The sequence below is a fragment of the Micropruina sp. genome, from assembly GCF_047602085.1.
Taxonomy (GTDB): Bacteria; Actinomycetota; Actinomycetes; order Propionibacteriales; family Propionibacteriaceae; genus Micropruina.
Genome location: NZ_JASGID010000007.1, coordinates 374,053 through 390,986 on the forward strand (window position 1 = coordinate 374,053; position 16,934 = coordinate 390,986).

Below are 16,934 nucleotides of genomic sequence, written 5' to 3' on the forward strand. Positions count from 1 at the left end.
CGGGGGTCGTCCCCGGTTCGATGGAGTTGGCAGGGATCGACCCCACCCGCAGCGAAGACTGGATGCGTGAGGTTGACCCCGTAGCCCGGACACCGTCTTGGCGGGTTCCCATTGTCAGCGTCCGCCGGAGAGGATGTCCTTGATGGGAACGAAGAAGCGGAAAAGTTGTCCCGCGGTCTGAGGCGGAGCCTCGCTAGATAGTGGCGATGTCTGTATGTTTGGCGCACCCTAGGAGCTTCGAGGAGGTCATCATGAAGCGTGGACCCTTCCGTGTGTCTACAGCTCTGCTGGCGAGAGCAGGATTGCTTGCGTCTACGAATGGCATTCGCCAGCCCGGCGCATGCAGATACATACGGATGCGACGTGTCAACACCCAGTCCTCATGGCAGTACAGCGCGACGACTCCGATCGCGGGCGTCGGAAATGGTGGCGGGGGAGGCGGCGGATGGGCAGTACCGGAGAATCTAGATTAGAGTTGGCGCGCTGGCCGGAGCGTTTACGCGCCAGTCTGGGAAATCCCTTTGCGTCGGATTCGCAATCCGCGCTCTGCGTGGTGATGCATCTACAAGGGAGCGGCGGTGAAGACGCGTGGCCAAGGCTTGAGAGATTCCTCGACTTGGTCGCTCATCGCCCTCAAGATGTCGTTCTTGTGGGCTACTTCCACACTGGAACCCCACCTCAAGCGCAGGAACTCTTCGGTTCCGCTGCATTTCGATGCACACTTCACCCAGAAACTGACTGGGATTGGGATGTATGGGCCACAACAGTTGAGACAGTTCATTACGCATATACAAGGCGCAACGTGTGGCCAAACCTGCTTGTTTCGGAGAATGAAGGCTGGGTTCTGGAGTCCCCCCCGTCGGAACTTCAATCCTATCTTTATCCGCTTATCCAGACTCTTCATTAGATTAGCGAGCGCCAGAGGCGTGGCGCAGGTTGCGTCGGGATCTCTCCAGGCAGCATTGGCCGCCAAAGTCGACAGCAACACCTGCACCCTTTCTGGCTGGTCAGCACGACAGTGGAGTGTTCCCGAAAAGGTAGAGGTGCGGTATTTATGCCGCGAGTTGATTGATGTTTCTGTATCCTAGCTCGTATTCGTGTGGTGTCAAATAGCCGAGTGTGGAGTGTCGGCGTGTCCGGTTGTAATACGGAAGCCACGGCATCGGCCAGCGTCTTTCCGTTCACACCGAGTCTCGGTCACGTTTCTCGAGCCCGCTTTGGGCCACGATCGAGCCCGCCATGCTTTCGTGATCCGCCGACCAGCCGCCTGTTGCCATTGCTTCGCAAGTTTGATCGACGTCTGATCGCCTGGCGGATTCGGCGAGGTATCGGCTGAATCGCGCTCTGGGTGGCCATGCCTGGTGGCGGTCGTCGCAGTGTTGCTTGACGCGGTCACGAAGGCGTTGCAGGAAGTCGCGGATGGTGAGGCGGTTTCGAAAAGCCCAGCCAGCGGCGGTTGCGTCGAGCAGTGTTGTTGGTCGCCATGCTCAACGCGATGCCGGTGGACCTGGTCGGTGCTGAGCCGCACCAGCCAGCCGGACCCGCCAGTGGACTGCTGGCTTCCCGGGCTCAGTCCCAGGCCGGAGGCAGCACCTCCACCGTGTAACCGACCCGGCTCACCGTCTTGTCGGGGGCGGCCAGCTCGACCCGCCAGGCGTCGGCGAACTGGTCGATGCCGGGCAGCATCGGAATGGTGCCGCTCATCACCACGGTGCCGGGCTGCAGCCGTCCCGCCTGCGCCAGCCGCTCGATCCAGTAGTCGGGGGAGAGCAGCAATGCCGGCGAGCCGTCCTGGATGAGTTGCTCGACGCCGTCGTTGGTGACCCAGGCGCGCAGCGTGAACGAGTCGAAGGTGTCGCGCACGTCGCCCCAGCGCCAGGCCACGTCGCCGAGAAAGTCGGGCGCCGATTGCTTGCTCCAGGCCACCCCATGCACCTCCAGGGCACGGTCGGTGTGGTCGCAGGCGGCGGTCACCAGGTAGTCGTCGGGCGAGGTCGCGTCCGCCGGCACCAGCAGCGCCCACTCGGCCTCGCCCGAGGTGCGGCCATGGGGAACCTGAACGTGATCGCCCTGCACCGCCAGTAACCGGGCCAGCGGGTAGAGGGTGGGAATCGTGGCCGGCCCCGGAATGCCCAGCTCGGCGAGTTCGTCGATGTGGTGCTGGGCCTGCTCGATGTCACGACCGGCGTAGCCGCCGTTGAGGACGTAACTCGGGTCGAGCCGCGCGGTGCCGTCGCCGGCGAGCCTGAAGGCCAGGGTGGCCATGTTTCCTCCTTGTATCGGATTGGCTGAATGCCTTGCCTCCCCATCTGTATACAACGAGTATTAAGCCACGACAAGCAAGAGCATGAGGCCATGACAAGGGAGACGGAATAATGACCGACACAGTTCCCCACACAGCCGCCGAGCGTCGGAACCTGCACAAGGCGTTCGTGGCCAGCCTGTCCGGCACAGCACTGGAGTGGTACGACTTCGCCCTGTTCGGAGCCGTCACCGGCACCGTGTTCAGCAAACTATTCTTCGACGGCTCCGACCCGGGCATGGACATGATCAAGGCGTTCCTGACCTACGGCGCCGGCTATGTCGCCCGGCCCGTCGGCGGGATCGTCTTCGGCCGGCTCGGCGACGTGATCGGCCGCAAGAAGGTGCTGGTCTGGACGCTGACGCTGATCGGCGTGGCCACCTTCGCGATCGGCCTGCTGCCCACCTACCAGACGGTCGGCATCTGGGCGCCGATCATGCTCGTGGTGCTCCGCTTCGCCCAGGGCGTCGGGGTCGGTGGCGAATGGGGCGGCGCGGTGCTGCTGTCCTCGGAGTTCGCCCGGCCCGGCACCCGCGGGCTGTGGGCGTCCGCGGCACAGACCGGGGTGCCGCTGGGCAGCTTCCTGGCCAACCTGCTGCTGGTCGTGATGACTATCTCGATGTCGCCTGAGGCCTTCCTCTCGTGGGGCTGGCGGGTGGCGTTCATGCTGTCGCTGGTGCTGGTGGGGTTCGGGCTGTGGATTCGTCACCAGTTGGAGGAGACACCGGTCTTTCAGAAGATCGTGGAACTCGGCGACGCGCCCGAGGCCCCGGTCTCGGAGGTCTTCCGCACCCAGGGCCGCGCGCTGCTGGGTGCCATTCTGGTGCGCTTCGGGCCCGACGTGCTGTATGCCTTCTTCGCCGTGTACGTGATTACCTGGCTGCAGAACGGACCCAACCCGCTGACCAACCAACAGGCCCTCACCGCGACCATGACGGCCGGCCTCATTCAGGTGTTCACGATGCCGTTCGCCGGCTGGCTGTCGGACCGGATCAATCGCCGGATGCTGTACGCGGTCGCCTGCGTTCTGGGTGCGATCTGGGGGTTCGTGTTCATCGGGATGCAGCAAGAACGCTCATTCGGGCTGGCGATCTTCGGAGTCATCGTGGGCCTGCTGTTCCACTCGTTCATGTACGCCCCACAAGCGGCACACGTAGCCGAACAGTTCCCGGCGCGGTTGCGGTACACCGGCAGTTCACTGGCGTACACGTTCGCGGGCATCTTCGCCGGCGGGCTGGCGCCCACCATGTTCGCCCTGTTCTGGGCCAACGGCCACAACAGTTGGGCGATCGCCATCTACATCGCCGGCGCTTGCCTGCTCACCCTGGTCGGCTTGGCCATGGGGCGGGCCGTGGTCGATGATGTCGACGAGGCACTACTCGAGAACGTGGCGTCGTGACCCATACCGCCAGGTCAGCCGCGCGCGTGCCGGGTGGCGGTGTGCAGCAGATGGGCCCGCAGGGCGTGTTCGACGGCGTTCTCGGCACCCGAGGCGAGAGCGTCCACGATGGCCTGATGTTCGGCGATCACCTGGTGGCGTCCGTCGGGGTCGCGTTCCAAAGCGGCGACCCCGATCACCACATGTCGCACCCGGGCAGCCTCGTACATCTGGGTGATGATCGGGTTGCCTCCTGCTGCCACCAGTTCGGTGTGAAAGTCGCGGTCCAGGGCGACGAACTCGTGGGCGGGAGTATCGGCAGGCAGTTGTCGCTGTCGTTGCAGAGCCGCCTGCATCTGGTCGAGCGGCACGGCCAGGTTGCGCATCGCCTGACGAGCCGCCCACACTTCGATCACCGAGCGGGCCTGCAGAATCTGGTGCACCTCTTCGGCCGACAGAGCCGGCACGAAGGCGCCTCGGTTGGGAATGAGCTGCACCAGGCCCTGCGCGGACAGCAGCAGCAATGCCTCGCGAACCGGCGTCCGGCTCACTCCGATCCGCTTCGCGATCGTAGCCTCGTCGATGAACGTGCCGACCATGGACGGGTCGGACAGCAGTGCGGTCAAGAGATGCTGATACGCGGCTTCACGTCCTGTCCGAGGCGACATGAGGCATGTATACCGGAGAGATGACGATGACCACAGCACTGCGTCTTGCCGCCTGTCAGTCCAATGCGGGCGGCGACTGGGTGGCGAACCTGGAACGGGTGCGTGCCGACGCCCGGGCCGCGGCCGAGGGTGGCGCCCGGGTCGCGGTTTTTCCCGAGGCGAGCATGGCCTGTTTCGGCAGCGACCTTCGCGCGCTGTGCCAGCCACTGGACGGCCCGTTCGCGACCGGCGTCCGCGACGTAGCAGCCGAGACCGGGCTGCTGATCGTGGCCGGCATGTTCACCCCGTCGGGCGACGGCCGGGTGCACAATACGCTGCTGGTCACCGGGGCCGGCGTGGAGACCCGCTACGACAAGATCCACCTCTTCGACGCCTTCGGTTCCCGGGAATCGGACACGGTCGCGCCGGGGGATTCGCTGGTCACCTTCTCAGCCTTCGGCACTACCTTCGGGCTGGCCACCTGCTTCGACCTGCGGTTCTCCGGCCAGTTCACCGAGCTGGGGCGAAGGGGCGCAGAGATCGTGCTGGTGCCGGCGTCCTGGGGCGAGGGGCCGGGCAAGGCCGAGCAGTGGGATCTGCTGGTTCGGGCCCGGGCCATGGACGCCCAGGCCTGGCTGCTGGCCTGCGACCAGGCTTGGACGGCGCCGTCGGGAACCGACCCGCTGGGCATCGGACGCAGCGCCTGCATCGATCCGCTCGGCGGGGTTCGGGCCCGGCTGGCGGCGGGGGAGGGCATTCTGCTCGCCGACGTCGAACCCACCCTGGTGGCCGACGTCCGGGCCCGGGTGCCGGTGCTGCGGAGGCCCTGAGCCCGCTCGTCGACCCCGTTCGTCGACCCCGTTCGTCGAGCCCGTCGGTCGACCCCGTTGGTCGAGCTTGTCGAGCCCGTCGGTCGACCCCGTTGGTCGAGCTTGTCGAGACCGCGAATATGTCACCGTGGCAAGGGATTTCGATCGCCCGACCAGCGGCATGGTCGGCGTCGCGACAGGCTCGACCGGCGCGGATCAGCGCTTCCCTAGTCGGCGGCAAGCCGCAACACCCGTGACTCCCACGGGGCCAGCGTGCCGCCGGCGGAGTCCGGATGGGTGCCTAGCAGCAGCATGGCTTGGTCCAGGTTCGGCAGTGCTCCCGGCGGCAGCTCGGCCGGCGTCGACGAGCAGTTGGCGATCACCAGCAGAACCCGATCGCCCAGGCTGCGGGTGAACGTCCAGAGCTGGTCGTGCTCAGGCAGCAGCAGGACGAAGTGGCCCTCGCGCACCACTTCGTCGGTGTGCCGCAACCGAATCAGCCGCTGAAAGTGCCCGAACACTGAATCCGGGTCGCGGCGTGCCGCCTCGGCATTGATCTGGCGGTAGTTCGGGTTGACACCCATCCATGGCACGCCGGTGGTGAAGCCGGCGTGGGGGCTCTGGTCCCACTGAACGGGGGTGCGGGCATGGTCGCGGGCCTTGCGGGCCAGCGACCGCAGGATCTGCTCCTCGGGCACGCCGGCCGCCGCCGCCTGGGTCGCGTAGTTCAGCGATTCGACGTCGAGGTAGTGCTCGATCTGGGTGAGTGGGGCGTTCGTCATGCCGAACTCCTCACCCTGATAGACGTACGGCGTGCCCTTGTGCAGGTGCAGCACGGTGGCCAGCGTCTTGGCCGAATTCACCCGATGCTCCGCGGAGTCGTCGCCGAACCGAGAGACCGCACGCGGCTGGTCGTGGTTGTCGTAGTACAGCGAGTTCCAGCCGGCCTGGGCCAGCCCGTCCTGCCAATGGGCCAGGTTCTGCTTGAGCCGCGGAAGCGGCAAGTCAGCCAGATGCCATTTGTTCCAGTCGACCTGATCGAGGCTGACGTGTTCGAAGGTGAACACCATGTTCAACTCACGCCGCGCGGGGTCGGTGACCCGGCGGGCCACCTCGATCGTCGCACCCGGCATCTCGCCAACGGTGAGCAGGTTCTGCACGTCGAGGCCGACCTCGCGGTTCATCTCGGCCAGAAACTCGTCCAGTCGGGGCCCATTCGCAATCTGGCCGAGCCCCGCCGAGCCGGGGTCGAGCGGCTCGCCCGAGATGAACGCCGGCGGCTTCGAGATGAGGTTGATGACGTCCATCCTGAAGCCGTCGACGCCGCGGTCGACCCACCAGCGCATCATCGCGTAGACGGCGTGGCGAACCTCGGGCATCTCCCAGTTCAGATCGGGCTGGGCGGAGCTGAAGATGCCCAGGTAGTACTCGCCACTGCGCGGATCGTAGGTCCAGGTGGACGGGGCGAACGCGGCCTGGCTGTCATCGGGCTCGGCGCCGGGAGTTCCCGGTTCGTGACCCGGTCGGGCCGGACGCCAGAAGTACCAGTCCCGTTTCGCCGAGCCCGGCTGGCGGGACTCGACGAACCAGGGGTGCTGGTCGGAGGTGTGGTTCACCACCAGATCCATCACCACCTTGATGCCGCGGGTGTGCGCCTGGGCGATCAGTTCGTCGAGATCGGCGAGGGTGCCGAACAGCGGATCGACGTCGTGGTAGTCGCTGATGTCGTAGCCGTTGTCGACCTGCGGCGAGGAGTACACCGGCGAGAGCCAGAGCACGTCCACCCCGAGCTCGGCGAGGTAGTCCAGCCGGCTCGTGATGCCCGGAATGTCGCCGATGCCGTCGCCGTTGGAGTCCTGGAACGAGCGTGGGTAGATCTGGTAGACGACCGCGGAGCGCCACCAGAGGTCTGGACGAGCCGCACCATCGAACTCTGCCGGGCTGCTCATGATGTTTCTCCTTGTCGGGAACGAATGCGTGCCCCCTGGACAGACCCGCCACGGCCGATGTGACGCTCCTGTCCAGAGACCTGCGCTCGGTTGGGCTTCGTTGCGAGAACCGGTGGTCAGCCTACTTGACCACCCCGACGATCATCGTCTGGGAAATGTTCTAGCGGCGGGTGACGTCCGGCCCGGCCCGGCGTGCGATCACGTGGGCCCACCCCGGACGGGCCCAGCGCGCTCACCGGCACCGGTGTTGGGCCCTGCACGTGGCCCTTGTCGTCGTCACCCTTGACGGAGAAATCGTGACCACCGTGGTAATGCCGGCCCAGCCGACAACCCGGTCCGGACCTCTGGTGATGCTCGACTGTGGTTTAGCGGAGCTACCCGTGGTGCTTCCTCGACTTTGGCGAAGCGCTGCTCACATCAATCCCCGCCGGTTGAGCTTGTCGAAACCCCTTATCGGAGCCCCCTATCAGGGGTCTCGGCAAGCTCGACCAGCGAACCGGGGTCTCGGCAAGCTCGACCAGCGAACCGGGGTCTCGGCATGCTCGACCAGCGAACCGGGGTCTCGGCATGCTCGACCAGCGAACCGGGGTCTCGGCATGCTCGACCAGCGAACCGGGGTCTCGGCATGCTCGACCAGCGAACCGGGGTCTCGGCATGCTCGACCAGCGAACCGGGGTCTCGGCATGCTCGACCAGCGAACCGGGGTCTCGGCATGCTCGACCAGCGAACCGGGGTCTCGGCATGCTCGACCAGCGAACCGGGGTCTCGGCATGCTCGACCAGCGAACCGGGGTCTCGGCTTGCTCGACCAGCGAAAATCAGGGCTTTCCTGACGGCGAGAGGCGGCACAAGGGTTCGCACGGCGGTCGACGACAAGATCGAGAAGATCAACCCGGTTCGCCGCATCCCGGTAGGGAGCCGACCATGCGCAAATTGGCCGGGTGTCGCAGACGACCGCGTGAAACCTGCGGTTGCAAGTCTGGGGAACCGTCCCCTGATCAGTTCCCGAGGGCAGCCTTTTCGGCTCCGATGGTGGTGTCGTCACCGTGGCCGGTCTTGACCACCGTGTCGTCCGGCAGGGTGAACAGCGTCGTGCGAATCGAGGCCACCAGGGTGTCGCGGTCGCTGAAGCTGCGGCCGGTGGCGCCTGGGCCGCCGTTGAACAGTGTGTCGCCGGTGAACACCGTGGTGAGGCCTGGTAGGTAGATGCAGACCGCTCCGGGTGCATGGCCCGGGGTGTGCAGAATGCGCAGGGTCTGGCCCGCGACGGTGATCGTCTCGCTGTCGAACAACTCGCCGTCGGGGGGACCTTCGTGAGTCAAATGCCATACCGGCAGATCGGCCGGGTGCAGCAGTACCGGTGCACCGGTCACCCGGCCCAGCGCCGGCGCGTAGCGCACGTGGTCGTCGTGGGCGTGCGTGCAGATCACGGCTTTCACCCGGCGGCCATCGATCAGTCTGGTGATCGCGGCCAGATCGTGCGGGGCGTCGATCACCACGCACTCGTAGTCGTCGCCGATCACCCACACGTTGTTGTCGACGTCGAAGGTCTCACCGTCGAGCGAGAAGGTGCCCGAAGTGACCGCGTGATCGATGCGGGCGGGCATCAGAAGACCACCACCGAACGCAGCACGTCGCCGCCGTGCATCTTGTCGAAGGCGGCCTCGACGTCGTCGATGCTGATCTCTTCGGTGACGAAGGAGTCCAGCGGCAGCCGGCCTTGGCGGTACAGGTCGATCAGCATCGGAAAATCGCGGCTGGGCAGGCAGTCGCCGTACCACGACGATTTGAGCGCCCCGCCCCGGCCGAACACGTCGAGCAACGGCAGTTCGAGCTGCATCGCCGGGGTGGGCACGCCGACCAGCACCACGGTGCCGGCCAGGTCGCGCGCGTAGAACGCCTGCTTCCAGGTCTCCGGACGGCCCACCGCGTCGATCACCACATCGGCTCCGAACCCGCCGGTCAGCTCTTGGATCGCCTCGACCGCGTCGTGCCGGGCGGAGTTGACCGTATGCGTGGCGCCCAGCTCGACCGCCCTGGTGAGCTTGCGGTCGTCGATGTCGACAGCGATGATCTGTGCTGCCCCGGCCAGCCGGGCACCCACGACGGCTGCGGCACCGACGCCGCCGCACCCGATCACCGCCACCGAATCGCCCCGGGCCACGTCGCCGGTGTTGAGTGCGGCCCCCAGGCCTGCCATCACGCCACAGCCCAGCAGGCCCGCGGCGGCCGGTCGGGCCTGTGGGTCGATCTTGGTGCACTGGCCGGCCGCCACCAGCGTCTTGTCGACGAATGCCCCGATGCCCAGGGCGGGGGAGAGCTGCGTGCCGTCCTCCAGGGTCATCTTCTGGGTGGCGTTGTGGGTGTTGAAGCAGTACCACGGACGCCCCCGCAGGCACGCCCGACAGGCGCCGCAGACCGCGCGCCAGTTGAGGATCACGTAGTCACCCGCGGCCAGATTGTGAACGTCGGGCCCCACGGACTCGACGACGCCGGCAGCCTCGTGCCCCAGCAGGTAGGGGTAGTCATCGCCGATGCCGCCCTCGCGGTAATGCAGGTCGGTGTGGCACACGCCACAGGCCTGCACCTTCACCACCGCCTCGCCCGGTCCCGGGTCGGGCACATTGATCGTGACCAGTTCAACCGGTGCGCCCTTGCTGCGAGCGATGAGGCCCTTGACCTGCTGCATGTCTGTCGAATCTCCCGTCGTCGGCACTACTGCCCTGGTTCGATCGTGGAAGGCCCCGACCGGACGGTCAACCGGCACCCGATCAATTCCCTGCGGTGCTTGTCTGGTACGGCTGCCTTGTGGGCGATGCTGCGTCGACCGAGTCTACAAACCGCTACTGATTCTGATGGCCTCCCAGGCGGCCGAGCCGAGAATTCCGATCACCACGTCGCGCCCCACACCGAGCAACCCGTTGCGGATTCGCTGCGGATCCTCCTGCTGAACTGCCGCGCGAAGGGCCTCCGCGGCCACCCGCTGGGCCTCGGTGGTGGCACGTTCGAACACCTGCTCGATCAACCGATCGGCATTGATGGTGGCGCCGGCCACGTGCAGATGAAGGTCGCCCGATACCCGAACCACCACCGCAGGCTCGGTGACTTGATGGTTGGCTTCGCTGAGCGCGAGAAGGCAGGTCTGTGCAGCCTGACCAGCCTCGGTCCACCGTAGTTCGCGCGTCCACACCGCCCGCTCCACCAGACCGAGACGTTCCGCCGCCTCGACCACTGTGCTCGTCTGATCGGTCAACCAGGTGGGCTCGGACAGCAGCCCCGTATAGATCTCGTCGAGTGTGGCGCAGGCGTCTTGTTCGCTGGGGGCTGCCGGGCTGGACCAGAGCGGCTCGACCACGGTGACGACCGCATCGGGCCGCAAGATCATCGGCTTGGAGATTCCAGCGAGAGTGACCTCGACCTGGGCGGCTCCGTCGTCGACGTTGAGTCGGCACAACACGGGTGCCGTGCTGACGGAGCCCATCGATCCGGCCCCGTGCTCGACGAGTTCGCCGGGCTCCAGATCACGGGCCCGGCGTCGTCTGAACTCCGCCGGTCGTGACCCCAGGAGTGGAATGCAGAAGCCGGCAGCGACTCCAATGAGGGTTACTACGACCGAGACGATGGGGTGGGCGGCCGGGATGGCATAGGCCAGGACGCCTCCGCCGAACGCGACGACCAGGCAATTGCCAGCCAGACGAACGGGGGTCACGTACTCCGTCACCGCGGACTTGCCGATGGCGATGCTCTCGATGGTCGGTACGCGGTACATGGTGGGGGCCCCTCTCTTGCAGCAACTGTCTCGCCGACGTCTACAGCAACAACGACGCTAGGGGGCTCCTCTGACACAACTTTGTCGCGCTCTCGCCAAGCAGCAGCAGGTGACCGAAGGACTCGTCCCCCGAACGAAGGGAACCGTCCACGAACGGTTAGGGCGACGGTTCCTTTGGGTTCAGGGAAGTGCTGAATCGCGCCGGTCGAGCTTGTCGAGACCTCAAACGAAGTGCTCTCGTTGGGGGGATTGCCAATCAATGCGCCCATCGCTGGTTGAGCTTGTCGAAGACGCTTGCCCCAGCGTGATGACGGAGGTCTCGACAGGCTCGACCAGCGCTTCCCTCGAGGTCTCGACAGGCTCGACCAGCGCTTCCCTCGAGGTCTCGACAGGCTCGACCAGCGCTTCCCTCGAGGTCTCGACAGGCTCGACCAGCGGGGTGGTTTCGACGGGCTCGACCAGCGGGGTGGTTTCGACGGGCTCGACCAGCGGGGTGGTTTCGACGGGCTCGACCAGCGGGGTGGTTTCGACGGGCTCGACCAGCGGGGTGGTTTCGACGGGCTCGACCAGGCGGAGTTAGGGTGATCGGCGCTTTCTTGGCGTGGACTATTCCGCGGACGCCTGCTGCGCCGACTGATTGCCGGACGAGCGCCGGCGCCGGCGCCGGCGGGGCTTGTCGGCCGGCGAATCCGAGGCTGCGTCGACGCCGGTGGTGGGCTCGGTGGTCTCCGGCTGCGCGGGCTTGTCACCGGAGCGACGGCGGCGCTGGCGCCGCACCCGTCCGTCGGTGGTCTCGACGCGCTCGGCCCTGGGCCCACGCTCGCGGGCCGGACGGGGCTCGCGCGGCTCGGCCGGCTTCGGGGGAGCGATGCGGCCCTTGGTGCCCGGCGCGATGCCCAGGTCGGTGAACAGGTGATGCGAGGTGGAGTAGGTCTCGGGCGGCTCGGCGAAGGCCAGGTCGAGGGTCTTGTTGATCACCTTCCACCGGGTCATGTCGGCCCAGTCGACCAGGGTGACGGCCACGCCCTTGGCCCCGGCGCGGCCGGTGCGTCCGATGCGGTGCACGTAGGTCTTGTCGTCGTCGGGGCACTCGTAGTTCACCACGTGCGACACGCCGGTGACGTCGATACCGCGAGCGGCCACGTCGGTGGCCACCAGCACGTCGACCTTGCCCTCGTGAAACCGCTTCAACGACTTCTCGCGCAGCACCTGGTTGAGGTCGCCGTGCAGTGATCCGACGCTGAAGCCGCGCTCGGTGAGCTCGTCGCTGAGGCGCTGGGCCGACCGCTTGGTGCGGGTGAAGATGATCGTCTTGGTACAGCCCTCGGCCTGCAGCAGGCGTCCGACCACCTCGGGCTTGTCGAGGTCGTGGGCCTGGTACACGAACTGGTCGACCTCGGGCACGGTGACCGAGGCGTCCTGGGTTTCGGCGCGCACGTTGACCGGCTGGTTGAGGTACATACGGGCCAGGCCCATCACGGCCGAGGGCATGGTGGCACTGAACAGCAGGGTCTGCCGGGTGGGCGGGGTCTTGCTGATCAGCCGCTCCACGTCGGGCAGAAAGCCCATATCGAGCATCTCGTCGGCCTCGTCGAGCACCAGCACCTTGACTGCCGACAGGTCGAGCGTGCGGCGGGTGACCAGATCGAGCAACCGGCCCGGGGTGCCCACCACCACGTCGACTCCCGTGCCGAGCGTGTTGGTCTGCACGTCGTAGCCGACACCGCCGTAGACGGTGAGCACCCGCACGTTGCGCACGGCCGAAGCGACCTCGAGGTCGGCGGTCACCTGAAGGGCGAGCTCACGCGTGGGGCACATCACCAGTGCCTGCGGCTTGCCCTTGGGGTGGTGATCGGCGTAGGCCTCGTCGCTCTTGGCCACCAGGCGCTGCAGCAGGCTGACGCCGAACGCCAGCGTCTTGCCGGTGCCGGTGCGGGCCTGGCCGATCATGTCGGTGCCATTGATGGCGATCGGAATGGCCAGCGACTGAATCGGGAACGGGTGCTCGATGCCGACGTTCTGCAGCGCCTGCACGATGGGTTCGATGACGCCGAGATCGGCGAAGGTGGTCTGGTTCTCAGGTGCTGCCTCGGGCAGCTCCTGGGTAGCGATGTCGCTCAGGGCGGTGGCCTTACGTGCACCGGCCGCAAGGCCGGAAAATCGGAACGCCCACTCCGGCGGCGGACTGGCTGCCACGGTCGTGGGGACGCACATCGTGTGCGTACGTACTTGGCAGTCTAGCCCGTGCGGCGCCGACCGGCCGAACCAGGCGCTCAGTCGGGGAGTCGCCGCCGGTCAGAGCGCGCCGAAGCCCACCCGGCGCACGTGTTCTTGGCCGATCTCGAGGTAGGCGATGCGTGCGGCGGGCACCAGCACCTTGCGGCCTCGTTCGTCGATGAGGCTGAGCACGCCATCGTCGGCAACCGCCTTGGCGAAGGCCGATTCGACCGCCGCGGCGGTCTCTTCAGACTCGAGCACGATCTCGCGCCCGCTCTGCACGATGCCGACCTTGACTTCCATGACTTCTCCTCATCGCGATGACTGGCCCAATCTAGTCGCTGCCGTGGTGCCCGTGGTGGGCGGTACGCCGTCAGCGCAATCGGTCGTGTGAGGCTTCGGTTCCGACCGAAGCCGGAATCTTCGTTCGGGGCATGCGACGTGACATCAGTGGGTATGGTCGAGGCCATGAGAGCGTGGCGCCTGCTGCGATCGTCCCGATGGGCGTCGCACCTGATTGCCGCCTCGCTCACCCTGGTGGCGTTGCTGCCACTGCTGGCCCGGTTGCCGCGGGTGGCGGTGGTTGCCTGTTTCGATACCGCCCACCCGCTGTACACGCTGGTCGAGACCCACGCTGCCGGGAACCCCGCCAACTGCGTGACCGCTCCGGCGCCGGTGGTCACCTGGACGTTGATGGTGGCTGCCACATTGCTGGTGCAGGCCGTGCTCTTGCCGGCCGGCCTGTTCGCGGCCGCCGTGCTACTGCGTCACGCGCACCGCCTGGCCGAGGCCGGACGGCAGTTGCTCGCGCTGATCTTCGGCCGGCTGGCCACGCTGGTGGTGGTTGTGTCGTGGCCGGCTGCTCCGGCACCGATTCCGGTCGCCGGCAGCACGCCGGCCCACCGCCGCAGCAATCCGCGCCGCGGCCCGCCGCGGCGTTCCTGACCCGGCCACGCCTCGTCCCACCGACGACGACGCACCGGAACGTTCCCCGCGCCCAAGCCCTCGGCTGGCGCAGCGGCGACCAAACGCCGTCCCGAACCCTCAGCAGGGCCTATCAGCCCGGATCAGGAAAGCCATGAGCAAGACCCAACACACCACCCACAACACCAATCAACGCGAGGCGCTGCGGCGACAGCGCGAACGGCAGGCCGCCGCCGAGCGGCGAATGAAGCGCATCGTGACCTCGGCCTGGATCGGCGGCATCACCGTCATCGTCGTCCTGATCGGCGTGATGGCGTGGGCGGTACTGGGCAATCGCCCGGCCGCCACCACCACCAGCTCGTCCGGTTCGACGGTGATCGCCCCGGCCATCGCCACCGACACCGGTGCCCTGCGCTTCGGCACCGGCCCGGTGACGGTCAGCGTGTACGCCGACTTCATGTGCCCCTACTGCGGCCAGTTCGAGCGGGCTAACAGCGACTACCTCGACCAGGCGGTGGCCGCGGGCACCATCACCCTGGAGATCTACCCGCTGTCGTTTCTCGACGAACAGTCGTCCGGCGCCCGATTCTCCACCCGTGCGGCCAACGCCCTCGCCACCGTCGCCAACGCCGACCCGTCCGCGGCCCTGCGATTCAACCAGTTGGTCTATGCCAACCAGCCCAGCGAGGGGTCTTCGGGCCTGACCGATGAGCAGTTGACGGCCTTTGCGACCCAGGCCGGGGCGTCCGCCGATGTGGCCGCCTCGATCAGCCGCGAAACCTACACCCCCTGGGTGGAGCAGATCACCCAGCAGGCGTTCGGTACTGGCATCAAGCAGACCCCGACGGTGAAGATCAACGGCACCGAGTTCACCGGCAACCTGTTCACCGCGGGCGCGCTCAAGGCCGCAATCGACGAGGCGGGCAAGAGTGGCCAGTAACGCGTGGGCCGGCGGCGGGCTGCTGCAGCGGGTGCGCCGGGTACGGCAGTCGAACGGCTGGATCTTCGCCACCATGCTGTTCTCGGCGCTGATCAGCCTCACCGCGTCGTTCGTGCTGTCGATCGACGCGGTGCTGCTGGCCGCCGACCCCGGGGCAGACCTGTCGTGCAACATCAACGCGGTGATCAGTTGCGGCACGGTTGCCAATGCCTGGCAGGCCAGCCTGTTCGGCTTTCCGAACGCGTTTCTGGGTCTGGTGGCCGAGCCGGTGGTGATCACCATCGCGGTGGCCAGTCTCGGCGGGGTGCGGTTTCCGCGCTGGTTCATGCTGTCGGCACAAATCGTCTACACCCTGGGGGTGATCTTCGCCTACTGGCTGTTCTTTCAGGCCTACTTCGTGATCGGGGCGCTGTGCCCGTGGTGCCTGCTGGTGACCTTGTCGACCACGCTGGTGTTCACCTCGCTCACCCACGTGAACATTCGCGACGGCAATCTGCCGTTGCCGCAGCGGGCCAGCGCGGTCGCGAAGAAGTTGATCTCTCACGACCTCGACGTGCTGCTGGTGGTGGTGTGGCTCCTGACGGTCACCGCGATGGTGGTGGTGAAGTACGTGCCGCTGATGCTGTGACTGCTCCGACAGGGTCGGCGATCACCGGTTCGCCATCGGGCTGGTCGCCGCCAACCGCAACGGCCAGCGGGTCGGCCGCAGGCTTGCGGCGGGAGTGTGTCCACAACAGCAGGCCGCAGACCCAGAGCGCCGCGAGGACGATGGACTGGTAGCCGACGATTCCGTCGGCAAGCCGCGCGATCGGGTTGGCCAGGCCGAGCCGGTCGAGCATCCAGCCGATCGCGGCGATCGCGGTCAGGGTGGCGCCGGCGACCCGCAGGGTCGCGTAACCCCGGCTCTGGGAAGCGAGCACCAGGGCGGGCAGCACGAGGGCGACCACGGCGAGCTGCATGGCTTCGATGCCGAGGTTGAAGCCGAGCAGGCTGAGCAGCAGTTGCCCGGCGTCCAGGTGTAACTCGGCAAGGGTGAACGAGAAGGCGGTGCCGTGGACCAGGCCGAAGGTGCCCGCGATGAGGGCCTCGCGGCCGGGGAAGATCGGCTTGAGGGCGTGCAGGGCGCCCACCAGGATGCTGCCCGCGATCAACGCCTCGACGGGGGCGGCGGGGATCTCGACCCGGGTCAGCGATGCCATCGCGAGGGTCGCGGAGTGGCCGATGGTGAAGGCGATCGTGATGCCGAGAATGCGCCTGAAAGCCTGCCGGACCGGTGCCGGTTCGGCCCAGCGGCGCCGGCTTGCCAACAGCGGGGCGGGCAGCAGCAGCACGAGCAGGAACAGCAGATGGTCGGTGCCTTCGAGAATGTGGGAGGCACCGAGACCGAACATCGCCGCGAATCCAGCCCAGGCGCTGCCGGAGCCCAGTTCGACCTTGAGCGGGGCGATGCTGCCGGTGGCCGAGTCGACTCGGATGACCCCGACCTCGGTGGTCTGCTCCACGTTGCCGCCGAACCAGTCACTGTCGACGACGACGAGAATGCGGTGGGTGATGACCTGGTGGATGATCGCGTCGTAGTCGAGAGTGAAGGCTCGTGTCGACTCGCCGTCCGGCGGGGTGAGCACGACCTGGGCGACAAGTTCCTGGTAGACGCCGGTGTCGCTCTGCTCGGCCTGGGAAGCTTCGATCCCGGTGATCTCATCGGCCCAAGCGGCACCGTTGGGTGAGGTGACCGCGAGGTGGCCGGCGAGGTAGTCGGCGACCTGATCGGCCTCGGCGGCCTCCAGCACGCCGTCTCTGCCCAGCGGGTCGGATCCCATCGCCAGGGTCAGGTCGGTCAGCGGCAGCTCGATGGCGGCGGTGACGTGCGAGTCGGCGACGCTCAGGGCCACCACCGAGTGCGGCATCGGGTGCGCCGATGCAGGCCAGGCCGCCGCCAGGGCGCCGGCGATGGCGAGCAGTCCGGCGGCCACCGCTTGTGCCCAGGTCTTCATGGGCGG

15 protein-coding genes are annotated in these 16,934 nt (G+C 67.1%); 6 read left to right on the forward strand and 9 right to left on the reverse strand.

Annotated elements, in window-relative coordinates:
- Nucleotides 1-1,569: 1,569 nt before the first annotated feature.
- Nucleotides 1,570-2,265 carry a DUF2848 family protein gene (locus QM721_RS14255; RefSeq protein WP_415123130.1) on the reverse strand — a complete coding sequence of 232 codons (696 nt, stop codon included), beginning with the start codon at nucleotides 2,263-2,265 and terminating at the stop codon, nucleotides 1,570-1,572.
- A gap of 110 nt (nucleotides 2,266-2,375) precedes the next feature.
- Between QM721_RS14255 and QM721_RS14260 the strand changes: the two genes are divergently transcribed.
- Nucleotides 2,376-3,701, forward strand: coding sequence for an MFS transporter (locus QM721_RS14260; RefSeq protein WP_415123132.1), 1,326 nt, complete (start codon nucleotides 2,376-2,378; stop codon nucleotides 3,699-3,701).
- A gap of 14 nt (nucleotides 3,702-3,715) precedes the next feature.
- Here QM721_RS14260 and QM721_RS14265 read toward each other — a convergent pair whose 3' ends face one another.
- Nucleotides 3,716-4,348 (reverse strand): GntR family transcriptional regulator, encoded by a 633-nt coding sequence (locus tag QM721_RS14265; RefSeq protein ID WP_415123134.1) that lies wholly within the window; start codon nucleotides 4,346-4,348, stop codon nucleotides 3,716-3,718.
- Between the two features lie 20 nt (nucleotides 4,349-4,368).
- On the opposite strand from QM721_RS14265, the gene QM721_RS14270 reads away from it, so the two are divergent.
- Nucleotides 4,369-5,157, forward strand: a complete 789-nt coding sequence (locus tag QM721_RS14270) for a nitrilase-related carbon-nitrogen hydrolase (RefSeq protein ID WP_415123136.1) — start codon at nucleotides 4,369-4,371, stop codon at nucleotides 5,155-5,157.
- A gap of 206 nt (nucleotides 5,158-5,363) precedes the next feature.
- Here the strand turns inward: QM721_RS14270 and QM721_RS14275 are convergent, their stop codons facing one another.
- From QM721_RS14275 to QM721_RS14290, 4 genes are all read right to left on the reverse strand, one after another.
- Nucleotides 5,364-7,085, reverse strand: a complete 1,722-nt coding sequence (locus QM721_RS14275) for an alpha-glucosidase (protein ID WP_415123138.1) — start codon at nucleotides 7,083-7,085, stop codon at nucleotides 5,364-5,366.
- A 997-nt stretch (nucleotides 7,086-8,082) separates the two neighbouring features.
- Nucleotides 8,083-8,691, reverse strand: coding sequence for an MBL fold metallo-hydrolase (locus tag QM721_RS14280; protein ID WP_415123140.1), 609 nt, complete (start codon nucleotides 8,689-8,691; stop codon nucleotides 8,083-8,085).
- Nucleotides 8,691-9,773 carry an S-(hydroxymethyl)mycothiol dehydrogenase gene (locus QM721_RS14285; protein ID WP_415123142.1) on the reverse strand — a complete coding sequence of 361 codons (1,083 nt, stop codon included), beginning with the start codon at nucleotides 9,771-9,773 and terminating at the stop codon, nucleotides 8,691-8,693. Before QM721_RS14285 ends, QM721_RS14280 begins: the two co-directional genes overlap by 1 nt.
- A gap of 144 nt (nucleotides 9,774-9,917) precedes the next feature.
- Nucleotides 9,918-10,853, reverse strand: a complete 936-nt coding sequence (locus QM721_RS14290) for a hypothetical protein (protein ID WP_415123144.1) — start codon at nucleotides 10,851-10,853, stop codon at nucleotides 9,918-9,920.
- 294 nt (nucleotides 10,854-11,147) lie between these two features.
- Between QM721_RS14290 and QM721_RS14295 the strand changes: the two genes are divergently transcribed.
- Nucleotides 11,148-11,438 carry a hypothetical protein gene (locus tag QM721_RS14295; RefSeq protein WP_415123146.1) on the forward strand — a complete coding sequence of 97 codons (291 nt, stop codon included), beginning with the start codon at nucleotides 11,148-11,150 and terminating at the stop codon, nucleotides 11,436-11,438.
- A gap of 21 nt (nucleotides 11,439-11,459) precedes the next feature.
- On the opposite strand, the gene QM721_RS14300 is transcribed toward QM721_RS14295, so the two are convergent.
- Together QM721_RS14300 and QM721_RS14305 are read right to left on the reverse strand one after the other, a co-directional pair.
- Nucleotides 11,460-13,067, reverse strand: a complete 1,608-nt coding sequence (locus QM721_RS14300; protein ID WP_415123148.1) for a DEAD/DEAH box helicase — start codon at nucleotides 13,065-13,067, stop codon at nucleotides 11,460-11,462.
- A gap of 81 nt (nucleotides 13,068-13,148) precedes the next feature.
- Nucleotides 13,149-13,373: a DUF3107 domain-containing protein gene (locus QM721_RS14305; RefSeq protein WP_415123150.1), complete on the reverse strand. Its 225-nt coding sequence runs from the start codon at nucleotides 13,371-13,373 to the stop codon at nucleotides 13,149-13,151.
- Between the two features lie 165 nt (nucleotides 13,374-13,538).
- On the opposite strand from QM721_RS14305, the gene QM721_RS14310 reads away from it, so the two are divergent.
- The 3 genes from QM721_RS14310 to QM721_RS14320 all read left to right on the forward strand — a co-directional run bounded on the left by QM721_RS14310 (nucleotide 13,539) and on the right by QM721_RS14320 (nucleotide 15,562).
- The gene (locus QM721_RS14310) at nucleotides 13,539-14,015 is read left to right on the forward strand and encodes a hypothetical protein (RefSeq protein WP_415123152.1); all 477 of its coding nucleotides are present in this window, start codon (nucleotides 13,539-13,541) and stop codon (nucleotides 14,013-14,015) included.
- Between the two features lie 133 nt (nucleotides 14,016-14,148).
- Nucleotides 14,149-14,934, forward strand: coding sequence for a DsbA family protein (locus QM721_RS14315; RefSeq protein WP_415123154.1), 786 nt, complete (start codon nucleotides 14,149-14,151; stop codon nucleotides 14,932-14,934).
- Nucleotides 14,924-15,562, forward strand: a complete 639-nt coding sequence (locus QM721_RS14320) for a vitamin K epoxide reductase family protein (RefSeq protein ID WP_415123156.1) — start codon at nucleotides 14,924-14,926, stop codon at nucleotides 15,560-15,562. The genes QM721_RS14315 and QM721_RS14320 overlap by 11 nt, the downstream gene beginning before the upstream one ends.
- Here the strand turns inward: QM721_RS14320 and QM721_RS14325 are convergent.
- Complete coding sequence (locus QM721_RS14325) at nucleotides 15,519-16,928, reverse strand: HupE/UreJ family protein (RefSeq protein ID WP_415123158.1); 1,410 nt, start codon at nucleotides 16,926-16,928, stop codon at nucleotides 15,519-15,521. The two genes, QM721_RS14320 and QM721_RS14325, sit on opposite strands and share 44 nt — an antisense overlap.
- Nucleotides 16,929-16,934 lie beyond the last annotated feature (6 nt).

Excerpts from the sequence above, each read along its gene's own strand:
- QM721_RS14315 (WP_415123154.1), top strand. The coding sequence starts at position 14,149 with ATGAGCAAGACCCAACACACCACCCACAACACCAATCAACGCGAGGCG.
- QM721_RS14270 (WP_415123136.1), top strand. The coding sequence starts at position 4,369 with ATGACGATGACCACAGCACTGCGTCTTGCCGCCTGTCAGTCCAATGCG.
- QM721_RS14305 (WP_415123150.1), bottom strand. The coding sequence starts at position 13,373 with ATGGAAGTCAAGGTCGGCATCGTGCAGAGCGGGCGCGAGATCGTGCTC.
- QM721_RS14260 (WP_415123132.1), top strand. The coding sequence starts at position 2,376 with ATGACCGACACAGTTCCCCACACAGCCGCCGAGCGTCGGAACCTGCAC.
- QM721_RS14275 (WP_415123138.1), bottom strand. The coding sequence starts at position 7,085 with ATGAGCAGCCCGGCAGAGTTCGATGGTGCGGCTCGTCCAGACCTCTGG.
- QM721_RS14310 (WP_415123152.1), top strand. The coding sequence starts at position 13,539 with ATGAGAGCGTGGCGCCTGCTGCGATCGTCCCGATGGGCGTCGCACCTG.
- QM721_RS14280 (WP_415123140.1), bottom strand. The coding sequence starts at position 8,691 with ATGCCCGCCCGCATCGATCACGCGGTCACTTCGGGCACCTTCTCGCTC.
- QM721_RS14255 (WP_415123130.1), bottom strand. The coding sequence starts at position 2,265 with ATGGCCACCCTGGCCTTCAGGCTCGCCGGCGACGGCACCGCGCGGCTC.
- QM721_RS14290 (WP_415123144.1), bottom strand. The coding sequence starts at position 10,853 with ATGTACCGCGTACCGACCATCGAGAGCATCGCCATCGGCAAGTCCGCG.
- QM721_RS14285 (WP_415123142.1), bottom strand. The coding sequence starts at position 9,773 with ATGCAGCAGGTCAAGGGCCTCATCGCTCGCAGCAAGGGCGCACCGGTT.
- QM721_RS14325 (WP_415123158.1), bottom strand. The coding sequence starts at position 16,928 with ATGAAGACCTGGGCACAAGCGGTGGCCGCCGGACTGCTCGCCATCGCC.
- QM721_RS14265 (WP_415123134.1), bottom strand. The coding sequence starts at position 4,348 with ATGTCGCCTCGGACAGGACGTGAAGCCGCGTATCAGCATCTCTTGACC.
- QM721_RS14300 (WP_415123148.1), bottom strand. The coding sequence starts at position 13,067 with ATGTGCGTCCCCACGACCGTGGCAGCCAGTCCGCCGCCGGAGTGGGCG.